Genomic DNA, 249 nt, shown 5'->3' with positions numbered 1-249 from the left:
GTGCTGGGCGATAAGGCGTACTCCTCCCGGGCGATCCGCACCCACCTACGCGCCCGTGGGATCAAAGCGGTCATCCCCGAACCGGCCGACCAGCAGGGCCACCGCAGACGGCGCGGTGCCCGCGGCGGGCGCCCCGTCAGCCTCGACGCGGCCGCCTACAAGGGCCGCAACGTCATCGAGCGCCAGTACGCGCACCTGAAGCAGTGGCGGGGCCTGGCGACCCGGTATGACAAGTACGCGATCATCTAC

General features: G+C 70.7%; 1 protein-coding gene. It reads left to right on the top strand.

From position 1 onward, the window contains the following. Positions 1–249: transposase (locus ACTSKS_RS11080; protein WP_442927567.1), on the top strand; the 249-nt coding region annotated here is incomplete at both ends.

This window comes from Micrococcus sp. TCR-5, from assembly GCF_052220525.1.
GTDB lineage: Bacteria > Actinomycetota > Actinomycetes > Actinomycetales > Micrococcaceae > Micrococcus > Micrococcus luteus.
This window is presented reverse-complemented; position numbering and strand designations above follow the sequence as displayed.